Genomic DNA, 14,312 nt, shown 5'->3' with positions numbered 1-14,312 from the left:
CATGGACACACCACCGTAGTCTATGACAAGGACGAAAAGGCGGTGGCGGCGCTCGCCGCCGACGGCGCCACGGGCGCCAAGGCGCTGGAGGATTTCGTCGGCAAGCTCGAGAAGCCGCGGACCGCATGGGTCATGCTGCCGGCGGGCAAGATCACCGAGGCCACCATCGAGACCCTGGCGAAATCGATGGAGGATGGCGACGTCATCATCGACGGCGGCAACACCTTCTGGCAGGACGACGTGCGCCGCGGCAAGTCGCTGAAGGCGCGCGGCATCCATTACGTCGACGTCGGCACCTCCGGCGGCATCTGGGGCATCGAGCGCGGCTACTGCATGATGATCGGCGGCGACAAGGCGGTGGTCGACCGCCTCGATCCGATCTTCAAGGTGCTGGCGCCGGGTGCAGGCGACATCCCGCGCACGCCGCATCGCGAGGGCCGTGACCCGCGCGTCGAGCAGGGCTATATCCATGCCGGCCCGGTCGGCGCGGGGCATTTCGTCAAGATGATCCATAACGGCATCGAATACGGCCTGATGCAGGCCTATGCCGAAGGTTTTGACATTCTCAGGAATGCCAATATCGACGCGCTGCCGGAAGAGCACCGCTTCGATCTCGACATCGCCGACATTGCCGAGGTGTGGCGGCGCGGCAGCGTGATCCCGTCCTGGCTCCTCGACCTGACGGCGTCCGCGCTCGCGGAGAACCACGCGCTCGACAATTACTCCGGCTTTGTCGAGGATTCCGGCGAAGGCCGCTGGACCGTCAACGCCGCGATCGACGAGGCGGTGCCGGCGGAAGTCCTGACCGCGGCGCTGTTCGCCCGCTTCCGCTCGCGCAAGCAGCACACCTTCGCCGAAAAAATCCTCTCGGCCATGCGCGCCGGCTTCGGCGGCCATCGGGAACCGGGGCCGAAGCCAAAGACTTGAGAGCATAACGATAAAGGACAAGGCATCAGAATGGCGAACGGTCACGCGCAAAGAAAGCCGGATTCCTGCTGCTTCGTCCTGTTCGGCGTCACCGGCGACCTCACCCATCGCCTCGTGATGCCTTCGCTCTATAACCTCGCGGCCGCGAACCTCTTGCCGGAGCGGTTTTGCGTGGTCGGCGTCGTGCGCAGGGGCATGTCGAACGAGACCTTGCGCGAAAGCCTGATGGAGGGCGTGCGCAAGTTCGCCACCCGCGCAGTGGATGACGCTATCGCCAACCGGCTGCTCGAATGCGTCACCGCGATCGAGGCCGATGCCAGCGAGCCGGGCTCTTTCGACCGGATGAAGGAGCGACTGGAGAAGCTGGAGGCCGCCCGCGATACCGGCGGCAACCGGCTGTTCTATCTGGCAACGCCGCCGAATGCGTTCGCACCGATCGCGCGCCAGCTCGGGCGCGTCGGGCTGGTGCATCAGGACGAGAACGGCCCGTGGCGCAAGCTGATCGTCGAAAAACCGTTCGGAACCGACCTCGCCTCGGCAAAGGCGCTGAACGACGAGCTGCTGAGCATTCTGAACGAGCACCAGATCTACCGGATCGACCATTATCTGGGCAAGGAAACGGTGCAGAACATCCTGGTGCTGCGCTTCGCCAACGGCATGTTCGAGCCGATCTGGAACCGCCATCACATCGATCATGTGCAGATCGCGGTCGATGAGAAGCTCGGCGTCGGACATCGCGGCAGCTTCTACGACCAGACCGGCGCGCTGCGCGACATGGTGCCGAACCATCTGTTCCAACTGCTGTCGCTGATCGCGATGGAGCCGCCGGCGAAATTCGACGCCCACACCGTGCGCTCGGAAAAGGCCGAGGTGCTGGCGGCGATCCAGGTCCCGAACGAGGACGAGGCGCTGCGCAATTCGGTGCGGGGGCAATATGGCCAAGGCCGGATCGGCGACGAAATCGTTCCAGCCTATGACGCCACCGAGGACGTGAGGCCTGACAGCACGACCGAGACCTACGCGGCGCTGAAGCTGACCATCGACAACTGGCGCTGGGCCGGCGTTCCCTTCTATCTCCGCACCGGCAAGGCGCTCGGGCTGAAGCGCACCGAGGTCGCGATCAAGTTCCGGCAGGCGCCGTTCGCAATGTTCGAATGCACGCCGGTCGACGGGCTGGCCGAGAACTATCTCGTCATCGGCATCGAGCCGACCGAAGGCATCACGCTGCAGTTCAACAGCAAGGTGCCGGGACCGACGATCAACATCAGCGGCGTGGAAATGAAGTTCCGCTACAAGGACTATTTCAACGCCGAGCCCTCCACCGGCTACGAGACCCTGCTCTACGACTGCATGATCAGCGACAACATCCTGTTCCAGCGCGCCGACGGCGTCGAGGCGGGATGGCGGGCGGTCGAGCCGTTCCTCAAGGCCTGGAAGCAGGCCGGCGGCAAGGGACTCGAGAAGTACCCGGCCGGCAGCGAGGGTCCATCCGGCGCCGCGGAGCTCCTGCGGCGCGATGGCCGTAGCTGGCGGAAGCTCTGACCGTGACGGAGCCGCGCGACCATCGACGATTGATCGTGGTCGCGGATGCCGCGGCGATGGCCGAGGCCGCAGCGGAGCGGCTGATGGCACGGGTCGATGCGAACCCCGGGCGCGTTGCGATCTGTCTGACCGGCGGATCGAGCCCGAAGCAGCTCTATCATTTGCTGGCGCGAGAGCCCTGCCGGACACGAATTCCGTGGGAGCGCGTGCACTGGTTCATCGGCGACGAGCGGTTCGTCGGCGCGACCGACCCGCTCAACAACATGACGATGGCGCGGAGCGCCTTCCTCGATGCATGCGCGCCTGCCGCGAACATTCACCCCATTCCGACCGATACGGCCAACCCCGACGCCAGCGCCGCGCGCTATGCGCGCGAGCTGCAATCCTTCCATGGTGCCGATCACCTCGACAACGCCCGGCCGCTGTTCGACATGGTGCTGATGGGGGCCGGGCCCGACGGCCACGTCGCTTCGCTGTTTCCGGGCTATCCGGCGGTGGAGGAGACCGCGCGCTGGGTGGTCGGCGTGCCGAAGGCCAATGTCGAGCCGTTCGTGCCGCGCGTGAGCCTGACCCTGCCCGCGCTCGCCTCCTGCCGGGAGATGCTGTTCGAGATCGGAGGCGCCGGCAAGCGCGCGATCTTGACGCGGTTGCTCGCCGGCGAGAAGCTGCCGGCGAACCGCGCGCGCTCGATCGGCGAGACGATCTGGCTGGTCGACACGGCCGCGCTGCCGGAGGATTTTCGTGCCCGCGAGCCCGAGTAAGCCACCCTGCGCGCTGATCGTGATGGGCGTCGCCGGTTCAGGCAAGAGCACCATCGGCGGCGCGCTCGCGGAACGCCTGGGCTGGGCCTACGAGGACGCCGACACGTTCCACCCCGCCAGCAACGTCGCCAAGATGAGCGCGGGTCAGCCTTTGACCGACGAGGATCGCTGGCCCTGGCTCAAGGCGATCGCGGCCGAGATCGACCGCGTCTGCGCCGGCGGCCGGAAGATCGTGATCGGCTGCTCGGCGCTGCGCCGGGTCTATCGCGATCTCCTGGTGCACGGGCGCGACGACATCCGCTTCGTCTATCTCGACGGTTCGCAGGCGTTGATCGCGGACCGCATCGGCCATCGCAAGGGCCATTTCATGCCGGCGGACCTGCTCGCGAGCCAGTTCGAGACACTGGAGCCGCCCGGACCGGACGAGCATGCATTGGCAGTGTCGATCGACGCGCCGGTCACGACCATCGTCGACGACGTCCTGCGGCAATTGAGGGGTGGTGCATGACGCGTATCGCGCTGGTGGTTTCCGACGTCGACGGCACGCTGGTGACCAAGGACAAGACGCTGACCGAAGCCGCCAAGGCCGCGGCCCAGCGGCTGCATGGGGCCGGCATCGGTTTCACCATCACCTCCAGCCGGCCGGCGATCGGCATGCGCTTCCTGATCGAGCCGCTCAAGATCACGCTGCCGGTCGGCCCGTTCAACGGCACCTCGATCGTCGATCCCGCCATGAAGGCGGTCGAGCAGCATCTGATTCCGACCTCGGCCGCCGCGCGGAGCCTCGATATCCTGCGCGAGTTCGGCGCCGACATCTGGCTGTTCACCAACCAGCAATGGCTGACGCGGAATCCCGACGGCCCCTATGTTCCGAACGAGAAGCGCGCGATCCTCGCCGATCCCACCATCATCGACGACTTCGCGCCCTATGTGTCGCGGGCCTGCAAGATCGTCGGCTCGTCGTCCGATTTCGACATGCTGGTGCGCTGCGAGGCCAAGATGCGCGAAGCGCTCGGCACGCAGGCGACCGCGAGCCGGTCGCAGAACTATTATCTCGACATCACGCCGCCCGGCGTCAACAAGGGCACCTTCGTGCAGGCCATGGCGAAGCGGCTCGGAATCTCCACCGACGCCGTCGCCACCATCGGCGACATGCACAATGATCTGGCGATGTTCGCCGTGAGCGGCCTGTCGATCGCGATGGGCAACGCGACCGACGAGATCAAGCGGCAGGCCAAGCTCGTCACCACCTCCAACGAGGAGGAAGGTTTCGCCAACGCCATCGACATGATCCTGCGCGAGAACGCCAAGGGGTAGAGTTCGCAGAGTGGGCTAAGCAGCCGCATGCACAGAAGCTCGCCACGCAAAGCCAGGAGCGTGCCCACCATTTTGAAGCCAGGCCGTGAGAGAATGGTGGGCACGTCGCTCCGCGCGATGCGAAGCATCGTCGCGTGCGCGCCTCAGCCCACCCTACCTCTCCGCTTCTACTTCGACCGCTGCATCGCGGGTTTCTCGCTGGCCTTGCGTGCCTCGTCGAGGTTGTGCGCGGTGTTGATCAGCGCGATGTGGGTCAGCGCCTGCGGGAAGTTGCCGGTCTGGCGGCCGGCACCCGTGTCGTATTCCTCGGCGAGCAGGCCGAGATCGTTGGCGATCCCGACCACGCGGTTGAACAGCGGCTCGGCCTTGCCGATGTCGCCGGCCAGCACATAGGCGTCGGCGAGCCACAGGCTGCAGGCGAGGAACGCGCCTTCGATCGGCTGGATCTCGTCGGTGATCTCGCGCGGGTCGTGCCGCAGCACGAAGCCGTCGCGCATCATGTATTTTTCGATCGCTTCGATCGTGCCGCGCACGCGCGGATCGGAAGGCGGCAGGAAGCCGACTGCCGGCAGCAGCAGCACGCTGGCATCGAGCATCTGCGATCCGTAGGATTCGACGAAGCTGTTGAGATCGGCATCGAAGCCGCGCTGGCAGACGTCGCGGTGGATGCACTCGCGCAGCACGCGCCAGCTTGCGAGCGGCGCCTCGAGGTCGAATTTTTCCGCGCTCCTGATGGCGCGATCGAAGGCGACCCAGGTCATGACCTTCGAGAACACGTAGTGCCTGCCCTCGCCCCGCCGCTCCCAGATGCCGTGATCGGGCTGGTCCCACACCTCGGCAAGATGCTTCAGCACCGCGCATTCCAGCGCCCAGGTGCCGTCGGCAAGCCGGTCGTGCGTCAGCACCCGCGCCTGGTAGAACGCATCGAGCAGCTCGCCATAGACGTCGAGCTGCAGCTGCGCATGCGCGGCGTTGCCGATCCGCACCGGCTGCGAGCCCTCATAGCCCGGCAGCCAGCCGGCCTCCCATTCCAATAGGCGCCGCTGCCCCAAGATGCCGTACATGATCTGCATGTTTCCGGGCGCGCCGGCGGCCGCGCGCAGCAGCCAGCCGCGCCAGGCCGCGGCTTCCTCGGTATAGCCCGAGTTCATCAGCGCCAGCAGCGTGAAGGTGGCGTCGCGCAGCCAGCAGAAGCGATAGTCCCAGTTGCGCGCGCCACCGAGCTTCTCCGGCAGCGAGGTGGTCGGCGCCGCGACGATGCCTCCGGTCGGCCCGAAGGTCAGCGCCTTCAGCGTAATCAGCGACCGCATGACGAGCTCGCGGTGCGCGCCTTCATATCTGCAGCGGCTGCACCATTCGAGCCAGAAATCCTTGATCTCCTCCAGCGCAACCGCCGGATTGATCGGCTCCGGCAGCGGCAGATGCGAGGGGCCGTAGGTGAGCACGAACGGAATGGTCTCGCCCTCGCCGACCACGAAATCGGCGACCGTGGTCAGATTCTCGCCGCGGGTCTCGACCGGCGTGCGCAGCACCGTCATGTCCTGCCCCGCGATCGCGAGCAGCGCGGAACGGTCCTCGTCGCGCTTCACCCAGGGAATATCGGCGCCGAAGCCGAAGCGGAGCACCAGCTCCATCCGCATCGGCACGCTGCCGCTGATGCCGCGCACCAGCCGGACGACGTCGGAGGCCTTGCCGCGCGGCGGCATGAAATCGATCAGCGCGACCGTGCCGCTCTCGGTTTCGAAGCGCGTCTCCAGGATCAGGGTGTTGTCCCAGTAGCACCGGGAGGTTTCCAGCACGTCCTCCGTCGGCGCGATCCGCCAGCGGCCGTTTTCCTCGCTGCCGAGAATGGCGGCGAAGCAGGCGTCGGAATCGAAATTTGGCCAGCACAGCCAATCGATCGACCCGTCACGACCGACCAGCGCCGCGGTCTCGCAATCGCCGATCAGGCCATAGTCTTCGATTCTGGAGGGCATTCACGCAAACCTTTGAAAAGAAGCCCGTCAGCCCGCCATGCGCGCCCGCTCCCGCGTCGCGACCCTGAGCGCCGCGACGTCGATCGCCGCAGCCATCTCCTCGATCGTCACCGGCAGGCGCTGGCGCCAGTTCGGATGCTCGTTGACGGTGCCGGGAATGTTGGGCTGATCGACGATCCCGAGCAGATCCTCCAGCGAGATCGCGAGCAGCCGCGATCGGCTGCGGGCCAGGAATCCCGTCACCGAGGAGAAATCGTTGCGATCGATGCCGTGGTCGCGCAGCAGTTCGTCCAGCATGCCGAGCGCATGCCAGCGCGCTTCGTCGGTTTCGCCGGGATCGAGGCCGAGCGAGCGCTTCAGCTTCAGGTCGCCGAAAGAACGCCAGCCGGCATAGGTCGAGAGGTCGTGGGTGTTGAAGGTGACGAGCGCCTCGGGCGAGAAATAGTCGACGCCGCGGAAGCGGCCGCCATCGTCGCGGGCAAACAGCATGACCTGGTAGGACCAGATGCCCCAGCCGTTCATCTGCTCGCGGAAACCTTCCGGCACGGTGCCGAGATCCTCGCCGATGACGACGCATTTGTGCGCGGCGCTCTCGAGCGCGGTCACCGCCAGCAGCGCTCCGAACGGCATCTGGACATAGGCGCCGTCCTTGGCGGAAAAGCCGTGCGGCACGAGATACAGCCGCTTCAGGCCGAACGCGTGATCGAGCCGGATCGCGCCGGCGTGACGCATCGAGGCCCGCAACATGTCGCGGAACGGCGCGAACGAGGTCAGTTCGAGTCCGGCGGGGTTGAAGCCGGCCAGCCCCCAGTTCTGGCCCAACGGCTGCAGGGGATCGGGTGGCGCACCGACCGCGAGATGGCGCGAGATCGCCGACTGCTCGTTCCAGGCATCGAAACCGTCGGACTGCACCCCGACGGCGACGTCGAGATAGAGTCCGACCTTCATCCCGAGCTGCCGCGAGAGCTCCCTGCAGGCGCGCAACTGCCGGTCCGCGATCCATTGCACGAACTCGACGAACGCGATCTCGCTGCCATCGGGTCCGCTGCGAAGCTCCGCGCATCTTCCGTCCGTCGGCCGCCGCCACTCCTCCGGCCATTCCCACCACGGCTTGCCGAAGCGGTGACGCAGCACTTCGAAGCTCGCGAAGCGTCGCAGCAGCATGCCGCGCTCGTCGCGAAACGCTTCGAGATCGGCCAGCCGCTCGGGCGCAGCGCCGACGCAAAATGCCGCAAACGCCTCGCGCAGGCCGCGCCATTTCTGCGCCGCGACCTCGGTATATTCCACCATCGGCGTCTGCCGCAGCCGCGCGATCACCTCGCAATCGACAGTGTCGCGATATTCGGGGATGGCGGCGACATCGATATAGAGCGCGTTCAGGAACAGCCGGCTGTTCGGCGCATAAGGACTGCAATCGGCGGGACGATCGTCGAATAGCGCGTGCAGCGGGTTGAGCCCGACGCCATCGGCGCCCAGCTCGTCCGCGAGCCTGATCAAGGCCTGCAGATCGCCGAAATCGCCCATGCCCCAGTTGCGCGCCGAGCGCACGCCGTAGAGCTGCACCGCGAGCAGCCAGCCGCGCTGGAAATCGCCGCCGAACGCCCGCTGCGGTGCGACGATAAGCGGCACCTCCTCGACCTTCTTGGCATCATCGCGCAGCTTCAACCGATAGGTGCCGCTCGACAGGCCCCTGGGCCAGACGATGGAGCGGGTGATCGCTTCGCCCCTGGTGATCACGCGCGATGGCGTCTCGATGGTCCAGCGCACCGGCAGCTTGGCCGCGGGGCTGAGCTCGGTCCGCGCCGGTTGTCCAGTACGGACCACGATCGCGCCCTCGACAAAGCGCTGAGGCCGGCGTACCGGCAGGGCATCGACGATGATTCGCAGCGCGGCTTCGTCGGTGATTCGACGCTGCCCCTGGCCATCGACAAATTCGGTGAGAATTCCGAGACTGTTGGCTGTGGTGTAGAGGTCCATTCGGCACGCGGTTTGCACGCGACGGTGGCGAGGCGTCGCTAAATTATCTAGATACGAAAACAGGATAGCCGTATTTAACGCTCTAGCCTACAGGACGTTCCGGCCGGGAACCAATGCCGCAGAAGAGGCTTGGTTAGGGAGGGTCGAAGCGTCTCCTTCTGGCATTAGGTTAAAGGAATGGGACGCCGGTTCCATGTCAATGGCATCACCGTGAACGATACAACTCAAACTGTCGAGAGCGCCGCTGCTTGCGGCGTCGTTCCGCCTATGTCACCCGACGGGCGCGCCCGCATGCAGCGGGCGCGAGTCGAGACCGCATGCGGTCGCATGGCTTGAGGGGACAGTGCCATGAACGTGCTCTCATCGATCGACGCCCATGAGCTGCCGGCCACCGATCTCGACGCCGACGAACTCTGGTACAAGGACGCGATCATCTACCAGCTGCATGTCAAGGCGTTCGCCGACAGCAACAATGACGGCATCGGCGACTTCGCCGGCCTGACCGAGAAGCTCGGCTATCTGCAGGAGCTCGGCGTCACCGCGCTCTGGCTGCTGCCGTTCTATCCCTCGCCCGGCCGCGACGACGGCTACGACATCGCCGATTACGGCACCATCAATCCCGATTTCGGGACCATGAAGGACTTCAACCGCTTCATCCAGGAAGCCAAGAAGCACGGCCTGCGGGTAATCACCGAGCTCGTGATCAACCACACCTCCGATCAGCACCACTGGTTCAAGCGCGCCCGTCGCAGCCACCGGAATTCGAGCGCGCGCGAGTGGTATGTGTGGAGCGACACCGACCAGAAATACCTGGAAACCCGCATCATCTTCACCGACACCGAGAAGTCGAACTGGACCTGGGATCCGGAGGCCGGCCAGTTCTACTGGCATCGCTTCTTCTCGCACCAGCCGGACTTGAACTTCGACAATCCGCGCGTGGTCAAGGCGATGATCCAGGTGATGAAGCGCTGGCTCGACGCCGGCGTCGACGGATTCCGGCTCGACGCCATCCCCTATCTGTGCGAGCGCGACGGCACCAACAACGAGAACCTGCCCGAGACCCACGCCATCATCAAGAAGCTCAGGGTCGAGCTCGACTCCCATTCCAAGAACAAGCTGTTCCTGGCCGAGGCCAATCAATGGCCGGAGGACGTCCAGGAATATTTCGGCAATGGCGACGAATGCCACATGGCCTATCACTTCCCGCTGATGCCGCGCATCTACATGGCGATCGCGCAGGAGGACCGCTTTCCCATCACCGACATCCTGCGCCAGACCCCGGACATCCCCGCCAACTGCCAATGGGCGCTGTTCCTGCGCAACCATGACGAATTGACGCTCGAGATGGTCACCGACGTCGAGCGCGACTATCTGTGGTCGACCTACGCCAACGACCCGCGCGCCCGCATCAATCTCGGCATCCGCAGGCGGCTGGCGCCGCTGATGGACAACGACCGCCGCAAGATCGAATTGATGAACTCGCTGCTGCTGTCGTTCCCGGGCACGCCGATCATCTATTACGGCGACGAGATCGGCATGGGCGACAACATCTATCTCGGCGACCGCAACGGCGTGCGCACGCCGATGCAATGGACCCCGGACCGCAATGGCGGCTTCTCCCGCGCCGATCCGGCGCGGCTCTACGCCCCCATGATCATGGACCCGGTCTATGGCTACGAGTCGGTCAATGTCGAGGCGCAGTCACGCAGCCTGTCGTCGCTCCTGAGCGCCACCAAGCGGCTGATCGCGGTGCGCAAATCGACGCTCGCCTTCGGCCGCGGCACCATGACCTTCATCCGCCCGGCCAACCGCGCGGTGTTGGCCTATGTCCGGCAGTACAAGGGCGAGGTGATCCTCTGCGTCGCCAACCTGTCGCGCTCGGCGCAGGCGACCGAGCTCGACCTGTCCGCCTGGAAGGACCGCATTCCGCTGGAGATGCTCGGCCGCTCGCGCTTTCCCGCGATCGGCGAATTGCCCTACATGATCACGCTCGGGCCGTACGGCTTCTACTGGTTCCTGCTGCAGGAGCGCGACAAGTCGGAGCCGGTCACCCCGCGCGCGGTGCCGGAGTTCGAGACGCTGGTGGTGCCGCTCGGCTCGACCTGGGTCTCGCTCGCACGCACCCGCAGCGTGTTCGAGCGCGACGTGCTGCCGGGACATCTGGCGCGGACGCGCTGGTATCCCGAGCACACGCCGGAACGAATCCGTCCAGGGCTGGTGTCGGCGATTCCGTTCTGCGAGATCGGCGACAACCGGCCGTGGCTGGCGTTCTTCGAGGCCACGCAAGGCGGCACCACCACGCGCTACCTCCTGCCGATGCAGATCGAGTGGGTCCGGTTCGATCGTGAGCGCTACAACCCGATCGCCTTCGCGGCCGTCCGGCAGGGCGCGCGGGAAGGCACCCTGCTCGATGTCGCGTCCGAGCCGATCTTTCTCGGCCTGTTGCTGCGCAACCTGCAGGAATCGCTCACGGTCAAGGAAGGCGAGCTGCGGCTCGAGTTCCGGCCGACCAGCCGCTTCACCGACCAGCCCGTTCGCGAGCCCGGGCGCATTCGCCCGATCGAGGCCGGTTGGATGAACAACACCTCGCTCGTGGACAGCGATTACGTCGTCAAGATCTATCGCAAGATGGAAGCGGGGACGGCGCCCGCGATCGAGGTCGGGCATTTCCTGACCGAGACAGTGGGCTTCGCCAATGCGCCGGCCCTGCTCGGCAGCGTCGAATTCATCGAAGGCAACAACCACTATGCAATTGCGACCGTGCATGCGCTGATCGAGAATCAGGGCGACGCCTGGACGGTCAGCTCGGCCTATCTCGATCGCTTCGTCGACGACTTCCGCCTGTTGGCCGCGAGCGATTCCGACCGCAAGAGCGACGAGCAGACGCCGTATCTCCGCTACATGTCGCAGGCCGGCTCGCGCGTCGCCGAATTGCACCTGGCGCTGGCGTCGCGCTCCGACGAAATGCCCTTCGCGCCGGAGCCGATGGAGCCCGACGGGGTGCGAGGCTGGATCAGCGAGGTGGAAGCCCGCGCCGCACGCGTTTTCGATTCGTTGAAGCGGCAGCGTGATACGATCAAGGAATCCGACCGCGCGCTGGTCGACCGCCTGCTCGCTCAGCGAGAAACGCTCGCGGACCTCCTCGCCAACCTGCTGTCGCCCGACGTCGGCGGCTTGACCATCCGTCAGCACGGCGATCTGCGCCTGGCGCACATGCTGATCGTCAAGGACGACATCTACATCAGCGGCTTCGACGGCGACGGCCGGCTTGCGCTCGACGAACGGCGCCGCAAGGCGCCGGCCGCGCGTGACCTCGCCTGCCTGATCAATTCGATCGACTACTCGGTCGGCGCTGCGTTCGACCGCGCGCTCGGCCTGGCGCCGGACGAGAAGGGCCGGCTCGGCGCCGCACTGCTCGGATGGCGCGACCGCGCGACGGCGGCATTACTGAGCGGCTATCGCGAAATCATGAAGGCTTCACGACTGTGGCCGGCGGACCAGCCTGCGAGCGATGCACTGCTGAAATTCTTCCTGGTCGAAAAATTCCTGTTCGAGATCGAGGATGAGCTGGCACGCCGGCCTGACTGGCTGCGCATTCCTCTGCTAGGGATGCTGCGCATTCTCTCCGAGCCCGCAAGCGAGACCCCGAGCGAGACCTCATGAGCAAACTTTCCGCCGAAGCCTACGCCATCGTCGAAGGCCGCCACGCCGACCCCTTCCACTATCTCGGACTGCACAACGAGGGCGACGGCGCCGTGGTGCGCGCCTTCCTGCCGGAAGCATCGAAGGTCGAGGCGATCGGCGAACACGGCGAGGTGGCTTCGCTGTCGCGGATTCACGATGCCGGGCTGTTCGCAGGCACCGCACCGCACGGCTCGCGGCGCTACCAGTTGCGCGCACAATATGGCGACAACGTCGTCCAGCTCGACGATCCCTACCGCTTCCCGCCGGTGCTCAGCGACTACGATCTCTATCTGCTCGGCGAAGGCACCGACCAGCAGCTCTATGACAAGCTCGGCGCCCATCCGATGACGCTCGACGGCGTCGACGGCGTGGCCTTCGTCGTGCTGGCGCCGAATGCGCGGCGGGTCAGCGTGGTCGGCGACTTCAATTTGTGGGACGCGCGGCGGCATCCGATGCGCGTGCGCGGCAACGGCTATTGGGAATTGTTCATCCCGCGCGCCAAGGCGGGCGATCATTACAAGTTCGACATCATCGGCCCGCACGGCCAGCATCTGCCGCTGAAGTCCGATCCATTGGCGTTCGCGGCCGAGGTGCGCCCGAAGACCGCCTCCATCGTGTTCGACGAGGCGAACCTGCCGCGACCGCGGCCGGCGCCTGCGGGCATCAACTCGCGCACCGCGCCGATCTCGATCTACGAGGTCCATCTCGGCTCGTGGCGGCGCAAGGGCAACAACGAGTGGCTGAGCTATCGCGAGCTGGCCGAGCAGCTGCCGGCCTATGTCCGCGATCTCGGCTTCACCCACGTGGAATTCCTGCCCGTCAGCGAGCATCCGTTCGACGGCTCCTGGGGCTACCAGCCGACCGGCCTGTTCGCGCCGACCAGCCGGTTCGGCTCGCCGGCCGATTTCGCAGGCCTGGTCGACGCCTGCCACCGCGAGGGCCTCGGCGTGCTGCTCGACTGGGTGCCCGGCCATTTCCCCGACGATCCGCACGGGCTTGCGCATTTCGACGGCACTGCGCTGTACGAGCACGCCAACCCCATGCAGGGCCGCCATCTCGACTGGGGCACGCTGATCTACAATTACGGCCGCACCGAAGTCACCAACCTCCTGGTGTCGAACGCACTGTTCTGGCTGGAACGCTACGCCATCGACGGCCTCAGGGTCGATGCGGTCGCCTCCATGCTCTATCTCGACTACAGCCGCCCGTCGGGCGGCTGGATTCCGAACCAGTATGGCGGGCGTGAGAATCTCGAAGCCATCGAGTTCCTGCGGCGCTTCAACCGCGAGCTGTTCGCGCGCTTTCCGCAGGCCACCACGGCGGCGGAGGAGTCGACCGCCTGGCCGCAGGTGTCACGACCGATCGAGTCCGGAGGACTCGGCTTCGGCTACAAGTGGAACATGGGCTGGATGCACGACACGCTGAAATACATCGGCAAGAATCCGATCCATCGCAGGTACCACCACGGCGACATACTGTTCGGCCTGCACTACGCCTTCTCCGAGAACTTCATCCTGCCGCTGTCGCATGACGAGGTCGTGCACGGCAAGCGCTCGATCCTCGGCCGCATGCCGGGAGACGACTGGCAGCGCTTCGCCAATTTGCGCGCCTATTACAGCTTCATGTTCGCCCATCCCGGCAAGAAGCTGTTGTTCATGGGCTCGGAATTCGGCCAGGAGCGCGAGTGGAACCACGACCATTCCCTCGACTGGCATCTGCTGGAGCAGAAGAAGCATGCCGGCATCCAGGCCCTGATGCGCGACCTCAACCGGCTCTATCGCGACCTGCCGGCCCTGCACGAGCTGGACTGCGAGGCCGCAGGCTTCGACTGGATCATTACCGAGGATGCCGACCACAACACGTTCGCCTGGCTGCGCAAGGGCAGCGATCCGCGGGCGCGCTGCGTCGTCGTCGTCAATTTCTCACCGAGCGTCCATCACGGCTACCGCGTCCGCGTGCCCTATGCCGGCCGCTGGCGCGAGGTGTTCAATTCCGATTCCGCCCATTACGGCGGCAGCAATGTCGGCAATGTCGGCGAGGTCCACACCCAGGACGGCGCCGGCGGCCCCGAGCTGGCCCTGACCATCCCGCCACTGGCCGCCATGTATTTGATCCCGGAAAGCTAGCG

9 protein-coding genes are annotated in these 14,312 nt (G+C 65.8%); 7 read left to right on the top strand and 2 right to left on the bottom strand.

Features of this window, described 5'->3' with window-relative positions; translation table 11 throughout:
• The 5 genes from gnd to JOY90_RS00195 form a co-directional block, all read left to right on the top strand.
• The coding region (gene gnd / locus JOY90_RS00215) for a phosphogluconate dehydrogenase (NAD(+)-dependent, decarboxylating) (protein ID WP_291689161.1) at window positions 1–927 on the top strand (927 nt) is incomplete at its 5' end.
• A 30-nt stretch (window positions 928–957) separates the two neighbouring features.
• Window positions 958–2,469, top strand: coding sequence for a glucose-6-phosphate dehydrogenase (zwf, locus tag JOY90_RS00210; protein WP_291689160.1), 1,512 nt, complete (start codon window positions 958–960; stop codon window positions 2,467–2,469).
• Between the two features lie 56 nt (window positions 2,470–2,525).
• Entirely contained in the window at window positions 2,526–3,230 is a 705-nt protein-coding gene (gene pgl / locus JOY90_RS00205) for a 6-phosphogluconolactonase (RefSeq protein ID WP_291689165.1), read from the top strand.
• A gap of 22 nt (window positions 3,231–3,252) precedes the next feature.
• Window positions 3,253–3,738, top strand: coding sequence for a gluconokinase (locus JOY90_RS00200; protein ID WP_291689164.1), 486 nt, complete (start codon window positions 3,253–3,255; stop codon window positions 3,736–3,738).
• The gene (locus JOY90_RS00195; protein ID WP_291689159.1) at window positions 3,735–4,547 is read left to right on the top strand and encodes a Cof-type HAD-IIB family hydrolase; all 813 of its coding nucleotides are present in this window, start codon (window positions 3,735–3,737) and stop codon (window positions 4,545–4,547) included. The genes JOY90_RS00200 and JOY90_RS00195 overlap by 4 nt, the downstream gene beginning before the upstream one ends.
• A gap of 167 nt (window positions 4,548–4,714) precedes the next feature.
• Here JOY90_RS00195 and JOY90_RS00190 read toward each other — a convergent pair whose 3' ends face one another.
• Together JOY90_RS00190 and malQ are read right to left on the bottom strand one after the other, a co-directional pair.
• Complete coding sequence (locus tag JOY90_RS00190; protein WP_291689158.1) at window positions 4,715–6,523, bottom strand: glycoside hydrolase family 15 protein; 1,809 nt, start codon at window positions 6,521–6,523, stop codon at window positions 4,715–4,717.
• Between the two features lie 27 nt (window positions 6,524–6,550).
• Window positions 6,551–8,500 carry a 4-alpha-glucanotransferase gene (malQ, locus tag JOY90_RS00185; protein WP_291689157.1) on the bottom strand — a complete coding sequence of 650 codons (1,950 nt, stop codon included), beginning with the start codon at window positions 8,498–8,500 and terminating at the stop codon, window positions 6,551–6,553.
• Between the two features lie 348 nt (window positions 8,501–8,848).
• On the opposite strand from malQ, the gene treS reads away from it, so the two are divergent.
• Window positions 8,849–12,163: a maltose alpha-D-glucosyltransferase gene (gene treS / locus JOY90_RS00180; protein ID WP_291689156.1), complete on the top strand. Its 3,315-nt coding sequence runs from the start codon at window positions 8,849–8,851 to the stop codon at window positions 12,161–12,163.
• A complete protein-coding gene (glgB, locus tag JOY90_RS00175) occupies window positions 12,160–14,310 on the top strand; it encodes a 1,4-alpha-glucan branching protein GlgB (protein WP_291689155.1) in 2,151 nt (716 codons plus the stop codon). Before treS ends, glgB begins: the two co-directional genes overlap by 4 nt.
• Window positions 14,311–14,312: the final 2 nt, after the last annotated feature.

The organism is Bradyrhizobium sp., assembly GCF_019242285.1.
Classification (GTDB): Bacteria; Pseudomonadota; Alphaproteobacteria; order Rhizobiales; family Xanthobacteraceae; genus Bradyrhizobium.
This window is presented reverse-complemented; position numbering and strand designations above follow the sequence as displayed.